16 protein-coding genes are annotated in these 22,699 nt (G+C 44.3%); 7 read left to right on the forward strand and 9 right to left on the reverse strand.

Features of this window, described 5'->3' with window-relative positions; all coding sequences use genetic code 11:
* Positions 1-172: 172 nt before the first annotated feature.
* On the reverse strand, positions 173-865 hold the full coding sequence (locus AC1DP6_RS02825; RefSeq protein ID WP_477053479.1) for a zinc metallopeptidase: 693 nt from the start codon (positions 863-865) through the stop codon (positions 173-175).
* A 559-nt stretch (positions 866-1,424) separates the two neighbouring features.
* On the opposite strand from AC1DP6_RS02825, the gene radA reads away from it, so the two are divergent.
* From radA to AC1DP6_RS02855, 6 genes are all read left to right on the forward strand, one after another.
* Positions 1,425-2,801 carry a DNA repair protein RadA gene (gene radA, locus AC1DP6_RS02830; protein WP_133807701.1) on the forward strand — a complete coding sequence of 459 codons (1,377 nt, stop codon included), beginning with the start codon at positions 1,425-1,427 and terminating at the stop codon, positions 2,799-2,801.
* Positions 2,802-2,836: 35 nt separating this feature from the next.
* Positions 2,837-3,526, forward strand: a complete 690-nt coding sequence (locus AC1DP6_RS02835) for a ComF family protein (protein ID WP_477053480.1) — start codon at positions 2,837-2,839, stop codon at positions 3,524-3,526.
* Between the two features lie 197 nt (positions 3,527-3,723).
* Entirely contained in the window at positions 3,724-4,245 is a 522-nt protein-coding gene (locus AC1DP6_RS02840; RefSeq protein WP_477053481.1) for a glutathione peroxidase, read from the forward strand.
* A gap of 128 nt (positions 4,246-4,373) precedes the next feature.
* Positions 4,374-4,925 carry a hypothetical protein gene (locus tag AC1DP6_RS02845; RefSeq protein WP_477053482.1) on the forward strand — a complete coding sequence of 184 codons (552 nt, stop codon included), beginning with the start codon at positions 4,374-4,376 and terminating at the stop codon, positions 4,923-4,925.
* 33 nt (positions 4,926-4,958) lie between these two features.
* Positions 4,959-6,098: a DNA polymerase III subunit gene (locus AC1DP6_RS02850; RefSeq protein WP_477053483.1), complete on the forward strand. Its 1,140-nt coding sequence runs from the start codon at positions 4,959-4,961 to the stop codon at positions 6,096-6,098.
* 147 nt (positions 6,099-6,245) lie between these two features.
* On the forward strand, positions 6,246-7,808 hold the full coding sequence (locus AC1DP6_RS02855; protein ID WP_477053484.1) for a PSP1 domain-containing protein: 1,563 nt from the start codon (positions 6,246-6,248) through the stop codon (positions 7,806-7,808).
* 409 nt (positions 7,809-8,217) lie between these two features.
* On the opposite strand, the gene AC1DP6_RS02860 is transcribed toward AC1DP6_RS02855, so the two are convergent.
* Entirely contained in the window at positions 8,218-9,270 is a 1,053-nt protein-coding gene (locus AC1DP6_RS02860) for a nucleoid-associated protein (protein WP_477053485.1), read from the reverse strand.
* A 154-nt stretch (positions 9,271-9,424) separates the two neighbouring features.
* On the opposite strand from AC1DP6_RS02860, the gene AC1DP6_RS02865 reads away from it, so the two are divergent.
* Positions 9,425-10,324 carry an SMP-30/gluconolactonase/LRE family protein gene (locus AC1DP6_RS02865; protein ID WP_477053486.1) on the forward strand — a complete coding sequence of 300 codons (900 nt, stop codon included), beginning with the start codon at positions 9,425-9,427 and terminating at the stop codon, positions 10,322-10,324.
* A gap of 132 nt (positions 10,325-10,456) precedes the next feature.
* On the opposite strand, the gene AC1DP6_RS02870 is transcribed toward AC1DP6_RS02865, so the two are convergent.
* From AC1DP6_RS02870 to AC1DP6_RS02900, 7 genes are all read right to left on the reverse strand, one after another.
* Positions 10,457-13,480 carry a glycoside hydrolase domain-containing protein gene (locus tag AC1DP6_RS02870; protein WP_477053487.1) on the reverse strand — a complete coding sequence of 1,008 codons (3,024 nt, stop codon included), beginning with the start codon at positions 13,478-13,480 and terminating at the stop codon, positions 10,457-10,459.
* A gap of 117 nt (positions 13,481-13,597) precedes the next feature.
* The gene (locus tag AC1DP6_RS02875; RefSeq protein WP_477053488.1) at positions 13,598-15,082 is read right to left on the reverse strand and encodes a RagB/SusD family nutrient uptake outer membrane protein; all 1,485 of its coding nucleotides are present in this window, start codon (positions 15,080-15,082) and stop codon (positions 13,598-13,600) included.
* A gap of 21 nt (positions 15,083-15,103) precedes the next feature.
* Complete coding sequence (locus AC1DP6_RS02880; protein WP_477053489.1) at positions 15,104-18,331, reverse strand: TonB-dependent receptor; 3,228 nt, start codon at positions 18,329-18,331, stop codon at positions 15,104-15,106.
* Positions 18,332-18,526: 195 nt separating this feature from the next.
* Positions 18,527-19,636, reverse strand: coding sequence for a FecR family protein (locus AC1DP6_RS02885; protein ID WP_477053490.1), 1,110 nt, complete (start codon positions 19,634-19,636; stop codon positions 18,527-18,529).
* 85 nt (positions 19,637-19,721) lie between these two features.
* A complete protein-coding gene (locus AC1DP6_RS02890; protein WP_477053491.1) occupies positions 19,722-20,240 on the reverse strand; it encodes an RNA polymerase sigma-70 factor in 519 nt (172 codons plus the stop codon).
* 155 nt (positions 20,241-20,395) lie between these two features.
* A complete protein-coding gene (gene fabG / locus AC1DP6_RS02895) occupies positions 20,396-21,145 on the reverse strand; it encodes a 3-oxoacyl-[acyl-carrier-protein] reductase (RefSeq protein WP_477053492.1) in 750 nt (249 codons plus the stop codon).
* A 17-nt stretch (positions 21,146-21,162) separates the two neighbouring features.
* Complete coding sequence (locus AC1DP6_RS02900) at positions 21,163-22,695, reverse strand: GH3 auxin-responsive promoter family protein (protein WP_477053493.1); 1,533 nt, start codon at positions 22,693-22,695, stop codon at positions 21,163-21,165.
* Positions 22,696-22,699: the final 4 nt, after the last annotated feature.

Below are 22,699 nucleotides of genomic sequence, written 5' to 3' on the forward strand. Positions count from 1 at the left end.
ATTTTACACAAGCAAGCACTATAAAATTGGCTGAATTAACAATCCAAGATTTAAAAATATAAAAATATTTTCACTTTCTTAACAAAATGTTAAAGGAGAGTTTATTACATGATAAAAATAAAAAGAGACGACCGTAGCCGTCTCTTCATCATATAAGTATATTATATCTTTTTTAGTTGTTTCTGTTCCTGGCTCCCATATAAATGAGAATATACTGGAACAGGGTAGCTACGGAGGCCAGAGCGGCTACCACATAGGTCATGGCTGCCCACCAGAGTGCGTTCTTCGCCTTATCATGTTCGTCTGCTCTCATGACCCGGCTGCTATCCAGCCAGGCGAGTGCCCTCCGGGAGGCATCGAATTCCACCGGCAGCGTTATAAGGGCAAATAAGGTGGTAATACCGAAAAGGATGATACCCCCCAGGAGCAGTTCCGGGAAACGGTTTACAAGGAAAATACCGGCCAGTAATACCCATGAAACGATATTGGAGCTGAACTGTACCATCGGAACCAGCTTAGACCGCAGCCCCAGGAAAGGATAGGCCGCTGCGTGCTGAACAGCATGCCCACACTCATGGGCAGCAACCGCGGCCGCGGCTACGTTAGCGCCATTATACACATCAGAACTGAGGTTGACGGTTTTATCGGCCGGATTATAGTGATCAGACAGGAAACCATCTGTTTCCCGGACCTGAACGCCATATATCTGGTTGTCTTTCAGCATCTTATCTGCAATCTGCTTCCCGGTAAGGCCGGAAGAGGTGGGTATTTGGCTGTAAGCCTGGAACTTACTCTTGAGTACGTAGCTTACCAGCATACTGATCCCCACAAAAATCAGCGATAAAAACATGATTCCAGGTGTCATATTATGTAAAATTTGGTAAAAAGGGGGCGCAAATATCTCACCAGATCCCCCCTTTTAAGTTTTATTTAGCACTTGTCTGCCATCCCTTCCTTTTGTCTTAAAATTATAAATTTAACACTGCCATTTTGGCGTTTATATTATTTTTTTAGCGCAAAAAGCGTCTGTTTGTCATTTAAAAAAATGTGTCTTATTAGTAATTTTTCATATGCAAAAATCATCAACATCAACCCTATTTATCAACATTTTACGAGTACCCAATGAAAGTAATATTGGATAAAAACAACCCCTGAAACAAGCGATGGCAGCCACTTTGTTAGATCGGGCAAATGGCTCAAAAGTTATTCACATCAATTAAATAAACTTTTTTATTCTGAAGCCATTTTGTAATTTAGACCTGAATTTAATGGGTTAGTAAGTAGAAAGAGTCAGCGGAATCTTCCGTTTGGCTCTTTTCTCTTTTTATACCTTTTCTCCTCTCTTTTTATCGCTTCTCTTTTTATCATTTCGGTGCAATAAGTATAAAACCATTTACTTTGTATGCATCCTCTTTAAAAAAATTATGAGTAAAATAAGAACTGCTTTTTTCTGTCAGAATTGTGGATACGAATCAGCTAAATGGAACGGAAAATGTCCGAGTTGCGGAGAATGGAATACGTTTGTTGAAGAAAGAGTGCAAAAAGATATTCCACAAAAGCAACAAGACTGGAAAAACAACGACGCTCCCACTGCCCGCACACATAAAATCATTAACCTTTCTGAGGTAGTTACACAAGAAGAAGAAAGGATATTAACCCCCGACAACGAATTGAATCGTGTGCTGGGAGGCGGCATAGTAGCGGGTTCGCTGGTATTGGTGGGCGGAGAACCCGGCATCGGAAAATCTACGCTCTTCCTCCAGAATGCATTACAACTGAAGCATATTAAAACACTTTACATCAGCGGTGAAGAAAGTGAACAACAGATAAAAATGCGGGCAGACCGCATACAAAATTCCAATGAACAGTTTTATCTGCTCACGGAAACATCTACACAAACAATTTTCCAGGAAATAAAAAAACTACAGCCACAACTGGTCATCGTAGATTCTATTCAAACACTCCACTCTCCTTTTATAGAATCAGCTCCCGGTAGTGTATCTCAAATCAGGGAAACTGCCGCAGAATTACAACGTTTTGCCAAAGAAAGTAACACCCCCGTATTCCTCATCGGGCATATTACCAAAGATGGCTCCATTGCCGGCCCAAAAGTGCTGGAACACATGGTGGATACGGTTCTGCAGTTTGAAGGAGACCAACATTATGCCTACCGCATCCTCCGTACCATCAAAAACAGGTTTGGCTCTACCGCCGAACTGGGTATTTATGAGATGACCGGAACAGGACTCCGGCAGGTCACTAACCCCTCTGAAATTTTAATCTCACAACGGGAAGATCTGCTGAGCGGTGTAGCCATTTCTGCCACCATGGAAGGCATGCGTCCTCTCCTCGTGGAAGTACAGGCACTCGTTACACAATCGGTATATGGTACCCCGCAACGCACCGCTACCGGTTTCGACCTGCGCAGGTTACAACTCTTACTGGCTGTATTGGAAAAACGAGGCGGATTCCACTTCGGCGTGAAAGATGTATTCCTCAATATTGCCGGTGGCATCAGGGTAGAAGATCCCGCGATTGACCTGGCAGTATTATGTTCATTGCTTTCTTCCTATGAAGACAATGCCATCCCTCCTAAAATCTGTTTTTCCGGAGAAGTAGGGCTGAGCGGTGAGATAAGAGCAGTCAACCGCATAGAACAAAGGATAGCGGAAGCAGAAAAACTCGGCTTCGAGAAAATATTTATCTCCCGTTACAACAAAAAAGGAATTGATTTCAGTAAATTCCATATTGAAGTAATTGCGGTAGGAAGAGTGGAAGAAGTATACCAGCGATTATTTTAAAACGCTATTCAAACCATATCTTTAAAACCCAAACCATGTTTACCAGTTTGTTATCCCCACTGGTTCACCTGTTTTATCCGCATTGCTGTGAACTCTGTGGCACAGATCTGCAACAAACAGATGAACTGTTATGTATCCGTTGCGTGCAAACATTACCCGTTACTCATTTCCACCGGTACGCCGGCAACCCGGTAGCGAACGTATTTAACGGCAGGGTCGTTGTACAGCAAGCTACTGCAGCCTATTACTACAACCAGTCATCAGGTATGCAGCAACTTATTCATCGTTTTAAATACCGGCAACGGCCAGATATAGCCACCTGGCTGGGTAAACAAACCGGCTATCAGCTACAGGACAGCTCCTGGATCAAAGACATAGATATATTGGTGCCCGTGCCTTTGTTTCCCCGCAAAGAAAAACTGCGCGGCTACAACCAGGCCACCCTACTGGCCAGAGGCATCGCACAGATCATACCATTACCCGTGCATCCGGCTGCACTTGTGCGCCTGCAATTTACGGCTACCCAAACCAAAAAAGGAAGGACAGACCGCTGGCAAAATGTAGCCGCCGCCTTCAAAGTCAATGGCAACCTTCCGGCAGGAATACACGTATTACTGATCGATGATGTTATTACTACGGGCGCCACCACCGAAGCGTGCTGCATGGCCCTCCAACAAGCCGGCGCCAGGGTAAGTATATGCTGCCTGGCCTATGCCTGGAGTTAAAGCCAACAATCAGCTGCCAATAAAGCCTTCAGAAGATCCTCCCTGCCGGAAACACTGCTTTTTGCAACAGGCGCCCCACTTCTGATCGCTAAAATCTCACTTTGGAAAAACTTCCTTTTTTTTGATGCGGGAATGCTAACTTTACAAGTACAGCCTTTTCGGTGTTCATTTTAATCAGTCTTTAAAAAAACGTCTATATGTTTAGGTTAGCAATACTATCAGTTGTTATGCTTTTTGCCTCATCCCATCTTTATGACTTCAAAGTAGATGCTGTTGACGGAGGAAAAATCGATTTCTCCAAATACAAAGGAAAGAAGATATTAATTGTAAATACAGCATCCCTCTGTGGTAACACACCACAATACGAAGGGCTGGAAAAACTGTATAAGAAATACCAGGATAAACTGGTGATAATCGGTTTTCCTGCTAACAACTTCGGCTCTCAGGAACCCGGCAGCAACAAGGAAATACAGGAATTCTGCACTAAAAAGTATGCAGTTAGTTTTCCTATGGCCGCCAAAATATCTGTAAAAGGTGCTGATATCCATCCGCTGTACAAATGGCTGCTGGAGGAAAGCAAAGCCAAACACTTTGAACCAGCCGAAGTAACCTGGAATTTTCAGAAATATCTGCTGGATGAAAAAGGAAACCTGGTGGCTGTATTCTCTCCAAAAACTCAACCTGAGTCTGCGGAAATTATTGCTGCGATAGAAAAATAGTCGTAGTAAGCACTTTATTATCCTGTTGCCAACTTTGTGTATATAAGATTTTTGCAGGTGCTTGCGTTAACGTATATACGTTAACGTAAGTACACTGTCGTTTTTATTCACAATGTGTAACAGTATTCATGAAACACCAACTTATCCCCCGCCGGAAAACACTACCATTAGCCGCCATGGCTAGCTTCTTCCTGTTTTTTGCCGCTTGTCAAAACGACGCAGATGGACCATCCTTTTCCTGTCCGGAGATGAAGATGACTGCCACCATAGCTGGTCGCAGTAGCGCAATGAGTCTTACCAACAGTATCATATTCCGATCAACTACGGATAGTGGTAGTCACAAATTCCTGAATATGGAAACCATATCCGACACCTTTAAAATAGTATTCAATCTTACAGATGGTATGTTTGATGAGCATGCAATAAAGAATGATAGTCTGCACCTGGATACTTTCCGCTTTTCCCGGCTTGGTCCCCAAAAGAAAGGATTAGTAGCTGCCGCTTTTTTAAATAACAGCGGCAACTTTGATTTTCTGACCACAGATACTTCCAATATTATTATCCGTAAAATAAATACCAGGACGCAAACGATTTCCGGGAGCTTCTTTTTTATGGCAAATGACCGGACCATCACTGGTGGAGGCTCTTTTGAAAATGCCTGCTATGTATCGTTGCAGTGACCGCGATTAGCCCCTTTTCATTATCTTGCGCCCATGCTATTTTCAGATATCATAGGACAAGCTGATGTGAAGCAGCAGCTCATTCAATCCGTTCAGCATAACCGGCTTAGTCATGCCATGATACTACTCGCTCCGGAAGGTGCGGGTGGTCTTCCGTTAGGATTGGCATTTACACAATATCTTGTTTGTGAAAACAAAAAGGAGCACGATGCCTGCGGGCAGTGTGCTGCCTGTACAAAAGCATCCCAGTTTGTTCATCCGGATATTCATTACTCCTACCCGGTTATTCCACGTAAGTCAGGTGATAAACCTGTCAGTACAGACTATATCACTGAGTGGCGTGAATTTGTGGTAACACATCCTTATGGCAACGCTTATGACTGGTTACAGTTTATAGGCGCCGAAAATAAACAAGGGAATATTACGGCTACAGAGTGCCAGGACATTATCCACAAACTGAACCTGAAAAGTTTTGAGAGCGGGTATAAAATCCTGGTAATGTGGATGCCGGAATACCTGGGCAATGAGGGTAACCGTCTGTTGAAGCTGATTGAAGAGCCACCTCAAAACACACTTTTTATCCTGATAGCGGAAAACCAGGAGCAAATATTAGCTACCATCTTATCAAGAACACATCTTATTAAAATAAATCCGCTGGAAAAAGCGGATATGATTACTGCGTTGGAAGTGAAAAGCAAGGTACCTGCTGCCCGGGCACAGCAAATTGCCACCCTCACGGCGGGCAACTACCGGGAGGCCTTATACCTGCTACAACATTCCGATGACGACTATCATGAGTTACTCCGCAGCTGGCTCAATCATTTATTTACCGGTAACCGGGTAGCCCTGCAGGAATGGATAGAAGGTATTTCCAGCGCCAAAACCGGACGGGAAAACCAGAAACAGTTTCTTCGTTACTTCATTAACCTGCTGGAACATACCCTCCGACTGCAATACCTGGACAAAAGCCTGCTGGCTTTTTCTCCGGAGGAAATGGACTTTGCGGCCAAGCTCGCTAAACTGGCCAACCTGGACCAAATGCAGGAAATAACCGCGGAGCTGAACAATGCCAGTTACTATATTGAACGCAATGCCAACGGAAAGATGCTATTTCATGCCCTGTCCATCAAGCTCCAATATATATTTAAAAAGAAACCTTTACCGGTTATGTAATAAGCACAGGTATCCCGGGGGGCTTATCAGCTGCTTTTCCCTATCTTTGTTGCTTCCGGCCTTTTGTTTTTCTGAAAGGAAAAACGTATTTTGAAGAACTGGAATAACCTGAAATGCTTATTTATAAAATTTAAACTAATTAATAATATGGCTTGTGCCGGATGTGGTACGGGTGTGGATGGGRAGCCGTCAGGATGCAAGAGTAATGGAGGATGCAGTACAGGAGGTTGTAACAGACTGAATGTATTTGATTGGCTGTCCAATATTCCCCTTGGTGATAGCTTAGCACCATTTGACATTATAGAAGTAAGTTTTAACAACGGCAGCCGCAAAGACTTTTTCCGGAATGTGACCAAACAGCTCTTTGATAAAGGAGAAATGGTAACAGTGGAAGGTGTTAGCGGATTTGACGTTGGTACGGTGAGCCTGACAGGCGAACTGGTAAAACTACAAATGAAGAAGCGACGCGCGGAAGACACACCCGAAGTAAAAAAAGTTCTACGCCGTTCAACTAACGACGACCTGCAGCGAATGAATGACAACAAGTTACGTGAAAAAGAGGCACTTATTAAATCGAGAGCACTTGCCCGTAACCTTGGACTTGAAATGAAACTCGCAGAAGTGGAAATACAGGCCGATGGCCGAAAAGCCACTTTCTTCTACACAGCAGACGATCGCGTTGATTTTAGAGAGTTAATTAAAGTATATGCCTCTGAATTCAGGGCCAAGGTGGAGATGCGCCAGATAGGCGCCCGCCAGGAAGCCGGAAAAGTAGGTGGCATCGGCAGCTGCGGCAGGGAGTTATGTTGCTCCACGTGGTTGTCTGATTTCAAAAGCGTGAATACTACCGCTGCCCGTTACCAGAACCTGTCTATCAACCAGGCCAAGTTATCCGGACAGTGCGGTCGTTTGAAATGCTGTCTGAACTACGAGCTGGATACCTACCTGGATGCGTTGAAAGACTTCCCGGATGATGCGGATAACATTGAAACTGCCGGCGGGGTTGCCCACCTGCAGAAGAGAGATATCTTCAAAAGCCTCATGTGGTACTCCTACGAAGGCAGTAACAAACAATACCCGCTTACCATTTCCAKGGCCAAGGAAATACGCCTGCTCAACAAGCAGGGTATTAAACCGGAAGACCTGAAACCGGTAGAAGTAGTAACAGCCAAACCAAAAGAAGCGGATCTCGGATACGCAGATGTGGTAGGGTTAATCAGTCTGAAATCTCTCGAAAAAACTGCTCAGAAGCGGAAACAGAAAGATAAAGACAAGCAAAAACAACAAAAAGTCGGCGAGCAGAAACCAGCCCAGGGCCCCGGTCAGCCAAGAACGGAGCAAGCGCCTAAACAAGCTCAAAGACCTGATAACCGTCAGCAGCAGGATCGTAAACCTAAACAGGAAAACCGTCCGCAGCAACAACGGCCACAAGGTGGCGGTCAACCTAAACAGGGACGTGAACAACAACCCCGTTCAGAACAGCAGCCCCGCCCCGAACAACAACCCCGGCAACAAGGTCCAAGGCAACAGCAAGGCCCAAGACAACAAGGTCCGAAACAATCAGGGCAACAACCTGATCAACCAGGCCAACAGCCCGAACAAGGAGGGCAGCAAGGAGCAGCCCCCAGACACGACAGACGCCCACCAAGGCATAAACACCGGTCTGGTAATCCAAACAAGAACAACAATCCTGAAAAGGATAACAAATAATAAAAAAGACAACCGTAATGGTTGTCTTTTTTGTTTGCATAAAGTGCAAAAAACTATTATTTATTCATCTGTATAGCTATTTCAGGACGAGACATAGTGCGGTGAAAGAGTAGTAAGAGTGTAGTAAAAGAGTAATGTAACAGTAGTAAGAGTGCGGTGGAACAGTAATAGCAATATAGTAGGAATGTAATAGATAGACGAGTCCTAAGTACCGGAGAAGTAGTGGAGAAGTATACGAGAAGTAATAACAGTACCATCCGAGGCGGTATCTGTTAAAATAAAAGGCCGCCCAGACGAGGCAGCCTTTGTTAACAATTGGTTTTTGCTTATGAGAAAATCTTAAAAATTCGTTGTTATCCCTCTTCACAAAATCAACCACACAGGTGCCTCTACTGTTTCTTACACGAACCTACGCTTCATTTTCAAACAGTAATTTATAATAATTCATATTGGTAGCTTCGTCAAACCCGCGCTCAATCATTTCGCGGTTGCCGTGAATGTACACATGAAAATTCTTATCCAGTTTCAATATACTCTTAAATACTTTCTGCTGTTTCTTTACAGCAGGTGCAGATATTTCAAATTCGTCAGGGATATCTTGCTGAAAATGATTCGCATATTCATTTCGGTATTCTTTAAAAGAAGCTATCGCGTCGGGATGTCCCAGTACTTCTTTTGCGAAATCATCCAGCTGGAATTGCTCTTTTTCCTTGAAATAGGCGGCTGATTTATTTAACAGATCTACCTGATCCACCCTATCCATCTCATACTCTGTTGGTAGTTTATTATGTATAAACTGTTTACACATGTCTACCGCTGTTTCTGTCTGATGGTAGCTATCTTCCCGGCGCTGAACCTGTAGAAAAGCATCTTTCCAGTACACCGCCTCGGTTTGTTTGCTATTACTATCTATAATACTAACCTTAAAACCTTCTGATTCTTCTGTATTAAAAACCAGACAGCCTTTGTCCAGCTTATTAATATTTATACCATCTTCATAATTTACCTGGTAATTTTCATCTGCCAGAAACACTTTTAAGTAGGTATCGCGGTTTTCTGACTTGAAAATGCCAATCGCCTCCACTTCTTCACCATCTACCTGGCACTTGCTAAAGTAGGCTATATATAGCTCTCCGCCCTTAATTTTAGGATGGGTGGAATGTTTATATAGATGCTTGGCAATATTGACCGACTGCTCCTGGAATTCATTTTGGTCAGTAAATATACGGCGACAATATTGAAATATTTCATTCAATTGTATATCTGCGTCATGACGGAACCGAAAATATTCCGCAGCGTTGGCAAAAGGCTGAATAAAATAAGTGATCAATAACTGGCTGATCGTTTCATCCTCCAGCTGCAAAGGCGCTTTGGAACAGAGTAAAGCCTCTTCATTTGAGGAATTCCCTACCTTATGTATTGTCAGGTGCGCCAAATCTTTAAACTCCGAAACATGGACCATGGGCGCAAAATTAATAAATTAGTTGACAAGGCAACGGAACCGATTCTGCCATGAATTAATTCTTGATAATTTCATTACATAAGCCCCTCCCCGGATGAATACACGAAAAAATCCGGAACAGTTCCTTAATTTAAAGTTTCAAAATCCGATGAACATGCGAAAACAGATATGCCTGATGGCGATGATGACTGGCTGGGGCCTGCCAATGATGGCACAACAACCAACAGCCGCAAGACCCCTATACGAAACACGTGATCTGACAGCAGAAAATATGTTTTCCGTAAATATCGAAGGACCCAACTTTGACAAGGCGGGCAATTTTTATGTTGTAAATTTTAAACAGGACGGTACCGTGGGAAAAATAAATACCCACACCGGCGCCGGCGAAGTATTCGTGACCCTGCCCGATAGCAGCGTTGCCAATGGGATTCATTTCAATAGCAAAGGCGCCATGTTCCTCCCGGACTTTATCAAACACAATGTGCTTACCATAGATATGAAAACAAAAAAGGTAAGCGTATATGTCCATTCCGATAAATTCAATCAGCCCAATGATCTCTGTATTAATCGCAAAGACCAGATCTTTGTATCTGATCCCAAATGGGCTAATAACACCGGGCAGCTGTGGCGCATAGATGCCAACCGCACCCCTGTTTTACTGGAAGCCAATATGGGCACCACCAACGGAATAGAGCTGAGCCCCGACGAAAAAACCCTGTACGTAAATGAAAGTGTACAGCGAAAAGTCTGGAAATACGAGGTGGACAAAGCAGGCAACATCTCCCATAAAACCCTGTTCGCTACCTTCCCCGATTTCGGATTCGATGGGATGAAATGCGATAAAGCCGGCAATCTTTATATAGCCCGCTGGGGAAAAGGCGTCATCGCGGTAATGTCTCCTCAGGGCACATTAATCCGTGAAATACCGCTGAAAGGAAAACAATGCAGCAATCTTGTTTTCGGGGACAAAGACGGCAAAACAGYATACGTAACCCTGCAAGACAGAAAATGTGTGGAAACATTCAGGGTAGCCATTGCAGGAAGGAAATATTGATATAGCTGTTAGCAATTAGCCATTAGCTGTTAGCAAAATGCAGCGGAGACATAAGCAAAGTATCGTACACTTACGCTTATGTCTCCGCTGCATTTTGCTAACAGCTAACAGCTAAAAGCTAACAGCTAATTGCTAATTGCTTATAATCAGTATCCATCCTTTGTTCTTAGAAACCGGGATGCTGGCGTCTTTTCCAAATACCTGTCCCTGCTGGAAGTTACGTATATCCGGCGCCGTTATCACTGCCTTTGCCGGGTCCAGCCCCAGGGCTTTCCAGTCGATGGTCAACTTGATAGTCGTATCTTCTGCTGCCCAGCTGGCAACGGATACCAGTACTGCACCATCTTTCTTGTAGATAGTAGCTGGCACCAACGGGTTATTGGTTTTAACGGGGTTATTCTCTACCCAGTAACCAATCATTTTTGTGCCCTGCATACCAAAATCATCCCATACTTTCCAGATAGGGCGTGGGTCTGAGTTCTCTGTCCAAGGCATGCGGTTAGTCATACCATACACCATACCACGCCATTGATTGCCGCCATCCTGCAGCATTTCGCCCATCAGCCCAAATGGAATGCCACTCACTTCTGTAAGGAAGAAGTCGGGGCTATTCTTCTCATAGTCGAAGTATTCACCAAACCAAAGTCTGTTCAGGTAAGGGAAGTTCTCCATATAAAGTACCGCGCTGTTAATAAATCCATCTGATTTATTATACTGATTGGCAGAGTGCAGATCTATGATACCAGGGTGATTATCCTTTGTCAGTACGCGTTTCACACGTTTCATGGTTACCCGGTCAAAGGCAACATCATCGAGATAGATACCATCTATACCTACGTTTTGTACCAGCCAGTTCATGCCTTCCACATAATAGTTGTGCCAGCGGTTCATGCCACTGTTGATAATAGCGGCATCCTTAAATTCCGGTACAAACCAGGCAGCGATATAATCTTTTGCCACATGCTCCTGCAGCCAGGAGAAGCCACCACCTTTGCCCGGGCTGTATACCTCGTGACCCAGACTGCGCAGCGGGAATGTTTCCCAGGCATGGTTAGACAATTCTCTTACGGTATTATAGATCTTTACTTTCAGGCCTTTGTTATGTGCTTCATCGATATAGTCCTTCATCTTTTTCCATTCAATAAATGGATAATTGATCCAGGGATTTATATTATTGCCATGGTGGATATTCACTACAGTAGCGCCGGTAGCTTTGATGCTGTCCAGGTTATTATACCTGTGATAGAAACGGGTAGACCATTGAAAATCGGTATTAATAGTATGGAACGGCGTAATGATGAGGTGGAAGTTATAATACAATACCTCGCCTTTATGCAGGGTTCTTTCACCACTATAGCTGTTCACCAGGATCGCCTTTCCTTTTTCGCCGATGGTGATACCACCTTTATCGCCGTTACCCCAGGAAGTGGGCAGCAGTAAGGGTTTTTGCAGGTAGAAGTTGGTGTTCAACGGGCGTACGTAGTTTTCATCCCGGAGATTAAATTGTATCCCTGCGTTAACATCTCCTATCCAGGCGCCGTCCTGGTTTTTATTTTTCACATCCCATTTCCAGTCGATCTTTTCCGGACGCAGGCCCCCCTTCTGATTCAGGCCCATCATGTATTTGGCGGCGCCTTTATCAAATGGCAGGTGCATGGTAATTTCCTTCAGAGATGTCTCTTCCAGGGCAGTTACTTTTACCGTGTAATCCATGAAGCCATCAAATTCGAGGGAAGCATTTACTTCCATCTGTAATCCGGTAGTGGTATTAACAGCCTTCCAACTGATTTTACCGTCTTCTTTGGAAGTGATCTGCCAGCCATTGCTTTTCCAGGGAAGATCCTTGCCGGTAGCGGCAGATGTGAAATGAAAGTGTACTGGTTCCGTGAAAATATTCTTTGCCTGGGAAGACAATGTTGTCATTTCAGGGGTAAAGAAAGTTTGTATCTGTGCAGGGAAACCGTCGTTGTTGATCCCTACTTTACGACCAAGTAAGCTGATCACGCTGTCTTTTATTTCCAGCGGTGTATAGGGTGCTGTCAGGGAATTATCCTGTGCCAGCGTAGAGTTCAGCCATTTTAAACGGGTTTGCTTCCAGGGCTCATTAAAGCCACTGTTTACCGCCAGTTTATTCGTTACCGTTAGTGTAATTCTTACCGGCATGGCAGGCATCCCCGCAGCGCTGATAGTAACTGTTCCTTTATAAACACCTGCTGTAGCGGATGATGGCACATCTATACCACACCACAATGCCTGTACCTGATCCGCGGGGATGTTTACCTTAGGTGCAAAAGGTTTGGCATCATAGGTAGTACCACTGGTGTTGATACAGTTCAGCTGAGCAGCGGGAATTGTTTTGCCATCAGGTGCTGTAAGATCTGCAAAAGTGATCTGCACCTCTTTCATATCATGAYGGGCGTAGATGCCGAGCTGAAAAGCATAGTACTCTCCTTTATCGGCTTCGCCGGTGAAGGACTGCGAAGGTCCTTTCTTCACCCAGCGTTGGGGCAGATCGTCCGTCATTTTAATGGGAAACTGCCTGTCTTCCGGAAACACCATATAGCCTGCGCCGGGGTGTTTTAGCAGCAGTTGTTGCTTTTCTGCTGCGGTGGCAATTACTTCCATTGGGTAAAAGCTATTGAAAGTATCAATGGCTTCTATTTCCTTTACGGTAGTATTGGGTTTTATCCCGGCAGGGATGGATTGCAGCCAGTTGTTATCGGCTGTTTGTTCCGGCGCCAGATACATGCCTTTGGGGTAGTTATCGCGTCCTTCATTTTTAGAAGGCAGATAATATATATAGTAGTCGCCTTTACCGGAGATGGGTTCAAAGCAGATATCGCCTTGCTCGCGGGTAAGTGCCAACGTTTTTACATTGGTAATCTTTTGTTTTGTTTTTGCATCCTGGATGATGATGCGTTTCATTTCCGGATGTTCATCGCGGCGGCGCCATGGAATGACTACGCGGGCCACTTTGGTGGCTCCGTTAAAGCTAACTACTGCGCGGTGGTTACCGAGCGAATCCGCGTTCCAGCTATTGTTACCGGAGGTATATTTCAGTTCCTGGGCCAGCGCCGTAGTGAGGAAGCTGAAAGTAAAGCCTGCCAGCAGCAATCCTTTCCTGATGTTGCGGGAATGGTGGTTGATCTGATACATGTAGGACGATAAGTTTTTAAATGTTCACCGGTTATAAATTTACTATTGTTGTGGCTTCTTTTCCGGATTATTTTATAAAAGCAAAAGCCCCGTAGAACGGGGCCTGTGCCGGATATTTTAATTAATCGGGTTCTGCACAAGGTTCGGGTCCAGCAGTATTTCCTGTTCAGGAATAAAGTGAACCACCCGTGCATTCGTGTAGGATATGGTTTGCGGATTAGTTTGTACACCAGGATAATTTCTGTACACGCTACGGTTGTTGCGGAACAGGTCAAATGAGCGGTGTGTTTCAAAGGCCAGTTCCAGGCGGCGTTCGTCCAGGACTACATCCAGTACGCTGGTATACCCTTGCATATTATTCTCACTGAACAGGGCGTTGCCACTTAATCCTGCTCTTGTACGGATAATATTTACATCTGCCAGTGCTGCCGGGTTATTACCCAGTTTAGCATTTGCTTCTGCGCGGATCAGGTACATTTCGGCCACCCGTAATACAACCGGTGAGCTAAGAGTAGGCACGTTATCCTGGTTAGAATACTTCAGGATATACCATTTTTCCACACCGTTTCGTTTAGCGATCACTTTCTCGCCACTAACAGGATTTATAGAATCTTTACCATTAGCGCCTTTCAGATGTACCACCTGTATAAAGGAGTTACGTACATCTTCCGGATGTTTTTGAATCAGGTCACGGAAGGATTTAGAAGCATACATTTCACCATAACCCATACCACCAGGTGACATATAATACATGGAGCCGATAGAGCTCCAGGTACGGTCATCCTGCAGGGTATGATGAATAGCGAAAAGCGTTTCCTTGTTATTTTCATTCGACTTGGTATAGTAACCAGAAAGATCTCCGGTAGGCACCAATAAGCGATCTTTCGCATTGATCACAGAATCTGCATAGATACGTGCAGAATCGTTTTTCCCCATGTAGAGATAAGTCCTTGCCAGTAAAGCCATTGCTGCATCTTTGGTAGCATAGCTGTTGGTGTTGGTGTTATCCATCAGGTCTTTTCCTTTTTTCAGGTCAGCTACTATCTGCGCGTATACATCTTTTACTGTATTACGTTTAGGCATAGCTGCTATATCAAATTTGGTAATTACCGGTACGCCCAGATTGGTTTCAGGGCTCTGGCTGTAAGGGCGGCCAAATGTTCTTACCAGGCTCCAATGAACGAAAGCGCGTATAAACAGGTTTTCACCAATCAGTTGATTTACTGAAGCAGCGCTGTCTTGCGGCATTACAGCCAGCAATTTATTACAGCCATTAATGGCTTTATACCCCATGCGCCAGATCTGCAATGCATTACCCTGGTTGGTCAGATGTCCATATGTATAAGAGTAAAACAGCGGATCTGTAGTGGCACCACTTAACGCTACATCATCACTGGGAAATTCTCCCATCTGAAAATAGTTACGCGTAAAATTTTCTTCTTTCAGTAACGCATAGTTACCGGCAGTAGCTGCCGACCATTTACTTGGATCTCTCAGGATATTATCATCCGGAACAGCACTGTATGGATCTTTCTTTAATGAACAGGAACTGGCCACAGTTAACAGTAACAGCCCCGCAAAATATTTTGATAAGTGTTTCATGATCTTCTCTTTTAGCTCCTGTTAAAAATTAATTTCAAGCCCTGCAAACCATTTGGTGCTGGATGGGTACTTAATGTAGTTGATACCACGATCATCTACTTCAGGATCCAGACCGGAGAATTTGGTCAATGTCCACAGGTTATCACCGCCAACAGAAATTCTGGCGTTTCCAATGTGCACGCGGTCCAGCCAGGCTTTCGGCAGTGCATAGCTCAGGTTCACGTTTCTTAAACGCAGGTAGCTTCCGTCTTCCAGGAAACGGGAAGATGGTTTATGTGAGTTTTTATTTCCTTTGATGGTGTACTTGGGATGAGTAGCTACATCACCAGGTTTTTCCCAGCGGCTCCAGCCCTTATCCAGTTCCATCATATTATAGGTGTAATATGCGCCATCATTGTCCATCAGTTCACGGGTGCTGTTATATACATCATTACCGGAAACAAAGGCCAGGAAGGCACTCAGCTGGAAGTTTTTATACGAGAAAGTGTTACGCATACCACCAAAGAGTTTTGGTGTAGCAGAACCTACAATCTGCAGAGACGCATCATTATAATTATTGGTAGTTGTTTTACCGGTTACATTACCGTTAGCATCGGTAGTGAGTTTTTCCCACAACGGATCACCATTGGCAGGATCTACACCAGCCCATTTACGCATATAAAAGCTACGCATATCCTGTCCCTGACGCAGCACAAAGTAACCACTGATAGGATCTACGATCTGGTTTTTGCCAGCGTATAAATCAGTTACCCTGTTTTTGTTGAAGCCGATATTGAAGTCTGTACTCCATTTAAATGCACCCACCAGGTTATCTGTGCTCAGGTTGATTTCAATACCTTTATTACGCACAGATCCTACGTTCTGTGAAATGTAGCCGTAGCCGGCAGTTCCGGGCAAAGGCACATTAAACAGCAGGTCTTTACTATCTTTCTGATAAATATCAACGTTCAGGTTAATACGGTTAAACAAGCCCAGGTCAAAACCAAAGTTGGTATTGTAGGCTTTTTCCCAGGAGAGATTCGGAACATTATAAACGCTCTGATAAGCTCCCGGATATCCGTTGTACTGGGTGTTAATGGCGTATGCACCAATAGCGCTGTAGTCGCCTATTTCAGCATTACCGGTGGTACCATAACTGGCCCTTACTTTCAGGTTGGTGATGGCTTTGATCTTTTTAATAAAATTTTCTTCCGAAACAGCCCACGATGCACCAAAAGCATAGAAGTTACCATACTGTTGATTAGCACCGAATTTGGAAGATCCATCTCTTCTGAAGGAAGAAGTGAAGTAATATTTATAATTGTAGTTATAGTTCGCCTGAATAAAGTAGGAATTAAATGCCCGATCAATTTTTGTTCCACCGATAGACATAGGAGAAGAAGTGCCACCCAATACATTTACTCCCTGCAGCACACCTTTACCCTTTGCATTGATATCATTCAGGTTTGCCTGCTGGAATTCAGCACCCACCAATCCATCGATGTTGTGCACCTTGTTGATCGTATATCTTGCTTTCAACAGATTGGAGCTGATATAGCTGGCAGTATCCTGGTAATAGTTATACAGATTACCACGATCATCTGACCCGGAAGATGTTCTCACATCACCATTGCTTTCCTGGTTGAAGTGATAATACTGCGCGCGGTTAGTAGAGCTGAATGATAACCACTTGGTGATATCATATTCCAGTTTTACCAATGCTTCGAGTGACTGTCTTTTATTTTTGACATAATTATACTGTTGATCGTACAGGAAGTTGCCCATATCGCGACCATACCAGGTAGCAGCTGTTAACGGATTTACCGGTTTGCCCTGATCATCATAGGCTTTGTCCCATGGCAGGTTGGTATAATACTGATACAGTGACCCATTTGAGTTATCCTTGTCTGTAGTTTGTGTTCCGGCAACGTTTACACTCACGCGGAATTTATCAGTGATATTATGATCCAGGTTGAGGCGTGCGCTGAAACGCTCTACACCAGTACCTTTCAGGATACCATCTTCTTTATAGTAGTTACCACCCAGGTAGAATTTCGTTTTCTCATTACCGCCACTGGTAGATAATTCGTAGTTCTGGTTGCTCGCATTCTGGAAGGCCAGTTTCTGCCAGTTAGTATTAATATTACGGAGAGATGGATCTAAGTCCGCCCCTGCGGCCTTCTGAAGATCATACAGGTCTGTTCCGTTCATCAGGTGAAAATGCCCGGTATTGATTTGAGCTGTTCCGATATTGGTACGGAAGTTCACCTGTGTTTTACCGGCTTTACCTCTTTTAGTGGTAATAACCATTACGCCATTGGCAGCGCGGGCACCATACAATGTGGTAGCAGCCGCATCTTTCAACACCGTTACACTTTCAATATCACTGGGGTTAGGTAAACCACCAATGATACCATCTACTACTATCAGTGGAGAGTTGCCGGCAGTTAATGTTCCGTTACCACGGATACGGATAACAGGAGCGGCAGAAGGATCACCGGAGGCGTTTCCAACAAACACACCACTTACTTTACCCTGCAGCATTTTGTCCATGCTGCTCGCAGTAACGTCTTTCAGTTTGGTACCGCTTACCGCTTGTGCCGCACCGGTGAGGTTTTTGGTGGTGGTAGTGGTATAACCCATTACCACTACTTCTTCCAGTTTTTTGGTATCTCCCTCCAGTTTAACGCTAATCTCGGAACGACCGCCTACTGCTATTTTCTGCGGCACATATCCTATATAGGAAAACACGAGTATACTGGTTTCAGTGGGAGCCTGGATGGTATATTTACCGGTAGCATCGGTGACGGTACCTATGCTGCTGCCTTCTACAGACACGGTTACACCTGGCAACGGATCTTTGGTGATAGCATCGGTTACATAGCCTGTCACCTTTAGCTGTGCGGTACCGGCAGGTGTAATCACTACCAGGTTATTTTCTAGCACACGATAGGTAACATTGGAGCTATTGAAGAGCAACTTCATGATGTCATTGATCTTTTTATCTTTCACATCAATGGTCACTGCCTTATTCAGGTCAGCGAAGTTCTCGTTATAGAAGAAGCGGTAGTTGCTGCTACTCTCAATTAGTTTAAATACCTCTTTCACGCTAGCATTTTCAGCATGCAGTTCTTTTATTTTCTCCTGCCCAAAAACACTCGCGGATACTTGTAAAAAACTTCCGAAAATCAGCAGACCTGTCAATTTCGTCATGAGCAATAATTTTCGCCCGGGGCAAAAAAATGCCGCCAGGTTTGCAGTGGATTTCATAAACTTGTATAGATTTTAGTTAAACGAATGATTACGGTGATACGGCCCGTCGCAAAGGCCATTCACCAACACGTGATTTTCGTTGAATTGGGGGTGAGTCGCATCACTCCCAATTTTTTTTTCAGTTGTTCATATCGTGCATGTAAGTTGGTTTTTACAGGTGATGAATGATGATTCTCCTATATGTTCCGGTTGTTACCGTGTCTTAAATGCTTTTATATATTTTTCTTTCAGCTCATTATCCACTGCCAGGGTTACAACACCCTTGTCTATAGTATATTTCAGCGGAGCGGTGAGCTTAAGAATGTTGAGTACCTGTTCCAGTGTTTCCTGTCGGAAAGTACCACTGAAGCGATATTCTTTCAGTTCCTGTTCTTTAAAAATCACCTTTACATTAAACCTGCGTTCCATGGTTACCGCCAGTTCTTCCATGGTTTGAGCGGCTACAATCCAGTTGCCATCTTTCCAGGCGGTATATATTTCTGTGTTGTTCACTTCCCTGCTTTCTATCGGAGCAGCCGTGGAGCTATCTCCGTTAGATGCAGGTATTTTCATATGTTCACTGTCGTTGGTTGTCAACGGTTTCTTATACACAACATGCTGATGTGGTTTCATCATTAGTCCGAAAGGCATGGTTGTTTTGCTGCCATCAATTTTCACTTCTCCATCTACCAGCGTGGTCACCACGGTTTTATCTTCCGGATATGCCTTTACATTGAAAGAGGTACCCAGTGCAAGTATTCTCAGGTCGGAAGCTTTAACGGTGAAGGGTTTCTGGGCATTGGTATGCACTTTAAAGAAAGCCTCTCCTTCCAGTTTTACTTCACGGCCGCGGAGATTATAAGACTGTGCATATTGCAGTTTACTACCTGCATTCAGCCATACTTCTGTACCATCAGACAATTCGATTTTGGTAGTCGCCCCTTTCGGGCTGGTTACCGTTACCAGGGCGTTGTTACTATCCTCTTTTTTCAGGGATGACCAGGCATATACCAGGCCACCACCAATTAAGAAAGGCAAAGTATAGGAAGCTGCTACCCGGAAATAATATTTCCATCTGTTTACCACCATAGGTGGCGCTATCGCTGTCCTGTATTGCATACTATCCCAGGCGGCCGTAGTATCATATGTTCCTGACGAAGCAGTTGCCTGCCATACCTCCCTTAGTTGCAGAAAGTAGGACCTGTTCTCTGCCAGTGCATTGATCCAGTGTTCCAGTAATTTCTGCTCTTCGGCGGAAATATCGCCGGATAAAAAGCGTGCAATCAGGTCATCTACCTGCTCCTGTGTATAGTTAGACCCCATAATATAGAAAACAAGTACTAAGACAATATTTAGTATTGTATAGGGTGACAAGACAAGGAAAAAAAATTTGCTTTAATTTAACATGCTACTTGAGGAGCGGGAGTAATTCGTCCCGTAACCGTTGCAGGGCGCGGGTCATCTGGGTTTTTACGGTATTGATGGAGATCCCTAAATGTCGGGATATTTCTGGGTAACTGAGTTGTTCGAACCGGCTGAGACGGAAAACATCCTGGCATTGGGGTGGTAATTTCCGGATGGCTTTTTCTGCCAGTTGTTCCAGTTCGGAGGTTTCCAGTTTTTCTGCCGGTGAATGAGAAGGAAGACTGAAGAGGGAAATACGGGATTCCAGTTGTTGTATTAATTCACTGCTGTATTGTGTCCGGATCCTGTTTTGTTTAATAAAATTGAGGCAGTTATTTTGTACAGCCCTGTACAGGTATGCCTTTTCGGACACCTGGATGTCGAGGTCATCATACTTCTCCCATATCTTCATAAAGGTGTCCTGTACAATTTCTTCTGCCAGTTCATGTCTGTTTACAAAATCATAAGCAAATGTGCAGAGCGCAGGATAATACGTTTTGAATAATGATTCAAAAGATGGCATTTGACGTTGTTGCTGGGCAATATTTTTACTTACTTCCTCCAAAGTATTCCGACATCCTCACAAATATGTTCACTGTGCCGAAAAGATACGACAAGTAGCCCCAATAAAAAAACGCGGGTTATAGACCCGCGTTTTAACATCTTTAACTAATTGAATTACATGCACAAACCGCCACAGGTGCTGATTGTCTGGCCGGTTACATACCCGCTCATATCAGATGCCAGGAAGAGGCAAACGTTGGCAATATCTTCCGGTGTACCGAAACGGGCCAACGGAATTTGTTCAATATAATTGGCAGCGCCCTCTCCTTCTTTGAGGTAGCTGGTCATATCTGTTTCTACGAAACCTGGTGCTACAGCATTGCAGCGGATGTTACGGCTGCCCAGTTCCTGAGCGATGGATTTGGTAAACCCGATAATGCCTGCTTTGGAAGCCGCATAGCTGCTTTGGCCGGCGTTACCCATAATACCTATTACGGAACTCATATTAATGATGCTGCCACTCCTTGCCTTCATCATAGGGCGTATCACCTGTTTGGTCATATTATATACGCTCTTCAGGTTGATGTTCATCACATCATCCCATTGATCAGGGCTCATACGCAGGAGCAGGTTATCTTTGGAAATACCTGCGTTATTCACACAGATATCAATTTTCCCGAATTCTTTCAAAACTTCTGCTACCAGTGTTTCACATTCTTCATAAACGCCGGCATTAGATTTATATGCCTTTGCTTTTACACCTAAAGCTGTTAGTTTAGCTTCGAGTGCCTGGGCTTTTTCATCAGAACTCACGTATGTAAAAGCTACATTCGCTCCCTGTGCTGCAAATTTTAAAGCAATTGCTTCTCCGATACCACGGCTGGCACCAGTTACAATCGCTACTTTGTTCTCCAGTAATTTCATGTTATAGTTGATAGGTTTTAAGCGTTCATGTTGTTGGCCGCAAATTTCAGGATTTCTTCCAGGTAATTACGGTCATTATTCAGTCTGGGGACCTTATGTTGTCCACCCAGTTTACCTTTACTCTTCAGAAATTCGCAAAAAGTGYCTTCAGGCAATACATGCACTACCGGCATATGTAAAGCGATGTCTTTATATCTTTTTGCCTCATAGTCTGAGTTGATAGCTTTTAACGTGCTATCCAGTATACTGGTAAACCGGTTGATATCATCCGGAGCGACTCCGAATTCCACCAGCCATTCGTGTCCACCATTGCCGTGGTCACTGAAATATACCGGTGCGGCCGTATAGTCATTTACAACAGCGCCGGTGGCCTCACAGGCTTTGGCAACTGCCGTATCAGAATTTTCAACGATTACTTCTTCACCAAAGGCGTTGATAAACGACTTTGTTCTGCCACTCACTTTTATCCGGTAAGGAATCAGGGAGGTAAACTGTATGGTATCACCTACCAGGTAACGCCATAAACCGCCGTTGGTGCTGATTACCAGGGCGTAGTTTTTACCCAGTTCCACTTCCTGCAATTGTAATGTTTGCGGGTTTTCCTTACCTAATTCCTCCATGGGCATAAACTCATAGAAGATGCCATGGTTGAGGAACAGGAGTAGTCCTTCGTCTCCTATTACGTCCTGGGCGGCAAAAAAGCCTTCAGAAGCGTTATAGGTTTCCTGGTAGTGCATCAGTGGTTTGCGTATTAGTTTTCTAAACTGTTCGCGGTAAGGGGTAAAGCTTACGCCACCGTGCATATATAATTCTACGTTTGGCCATACATCGGCCAGGTTGTCTGTGCCGGTCAGCTCAAATATACGTTTGATCAGTACAATGGTCCATGTAGGCACCCCGGCAATCGAGGTTACGTTTTCATGGATCACCGCATTGGCCATGCGTTCTATTTTTTCTTCCCATTCGTCCATGAGTGCAATTTCCAGGTCCGGCGTGCGGATCATGTTGCCATAAAATGGCATGTTTTGCAACATCACTGCGCTCAGGTCTCCGAAATAGGAGTCGCTGTTTTCGGACAATTTATTCACCTGGTGGCTACCACCAATGACCAGGGATTTCCCGGTAAAAACATCGGAATCAGGGAAATTATTGTAGTAGAGAGAAATCACATCCCGGCCGGACCGGTAGTGACATTCATCCAGACTTTCTACTGTTACCGGAATAAACTTGCTTTTATCGGCGGTGGTGCCACTCGATTTAGCAAACCATTTAATGGGCGTATTCCAGAGTACATTTTGCTGTCCCTCCATCGTGCGTTGTATATACGGCTTGATGGTATCATAAGTATGAATAGGAACGCGCTGCTTATATTCGTCTATCTTATAAATCTTCGAAAAGCCGTACTGCTTACCGAATTCGGTATACTGAGCGGCACTGATAAGGTTTTGGAATACCTGCTGCTGCACCTGCACGGGATACTGCATAAAATACGCAATACGCCCCATGCGCAATCTTGCCAGTTGTGATATTGCAGGACTTAAAATTCTCATATAG

It is taken from the genome of Chitinophaga sp. 01L420 (genome assembly GCF_056399985.1).

Bases quoted from the DNA above. Each gene is read 5' to 3' on its own strand.
- AC1DP6_RS02840 (WP_477053481.1), top strand. From the start codon at position 3,724: ATGTTTAGGTTAGCAATACTATCAGTTGTTATGCTTTTTGCCTCATCC.
- AC1DP6_RS02890 (WP_477053491.1), bottom strand. From the start codon at position 20,240: ATGCCATCTTTTGAATCATTATTCAAAACGTATTATCCTGCGCTCTGC.
- AC1DP6_RS02825 (WP_477053479.1), bottom strand. From the start codon at position 865: ATGACACCTGGAATCATGTTTTTATCGCTGATTTTTGTGGGGATCAGT.
- AC1DP6_RS02880 (WP_477053489.1), bottom strand. From the start codon at position 18,331: ATGAAATCCACTGCAAACCTGGCGGCATTTTTTTGCCCCGGGCGAAAA.
- AC1DP6_RS02835 (WP_477053480.1), top strand. From the start codon at position 2,837: ATGTTTACCAGTTTGTTATCCCCACTGGTTCACCTGTTTTATCCGCAT.
- fabG (WP_477053492.1), bottom strand. From the start codon at position 21,145: ATGAAATTACTGGAGAACAAAGTAGCGATTGTAACTGGTGCCAGCCGT.
- radA (WP_133807701.1), top strand. From the start codon at position 1,425: ATGAGTAAAATAAGAACTGCTTTTTTCTGTCAGAATTGTGGATACGAA.
- AC1DP6_RS02875 (WP_477053488.1), bottom strand. From the start codon at position 15,082: ATGAAACACTTATCAAAATATTTTGCGGGGCTGTTACTGTTAACTGTG.
- AC1DP6_RS02860 (WP_477053485.1), bottom strand. From the start codon at position 9,270: ATGGTCCATGTTTCGGAGTTTAAAGATTTGGCGCACCTGACAATACAT.
- AC1DP6_RS02850 (WP_477053483.1), top strand. From the start codon at position 4,959: ATGCTATTTTCAGATATCATAGGACAAGCTGATGTGAAGCAGCAGCTC.
- AC1DP6_RS02845 (WP_477053482.1), top strand. From the start codon at position 4,374: ATGAAACACCAACTTATCCCCCGCCGGAAAACACTACCATTAGCCGCC.
- AC1DP6_RS02885 (WP_477053490.1), bottom strand. From the start codon at position 19,636: ATGGGGTCTAACTATACACAGGAGCAGGTAGATGACCTGATTGCACGC.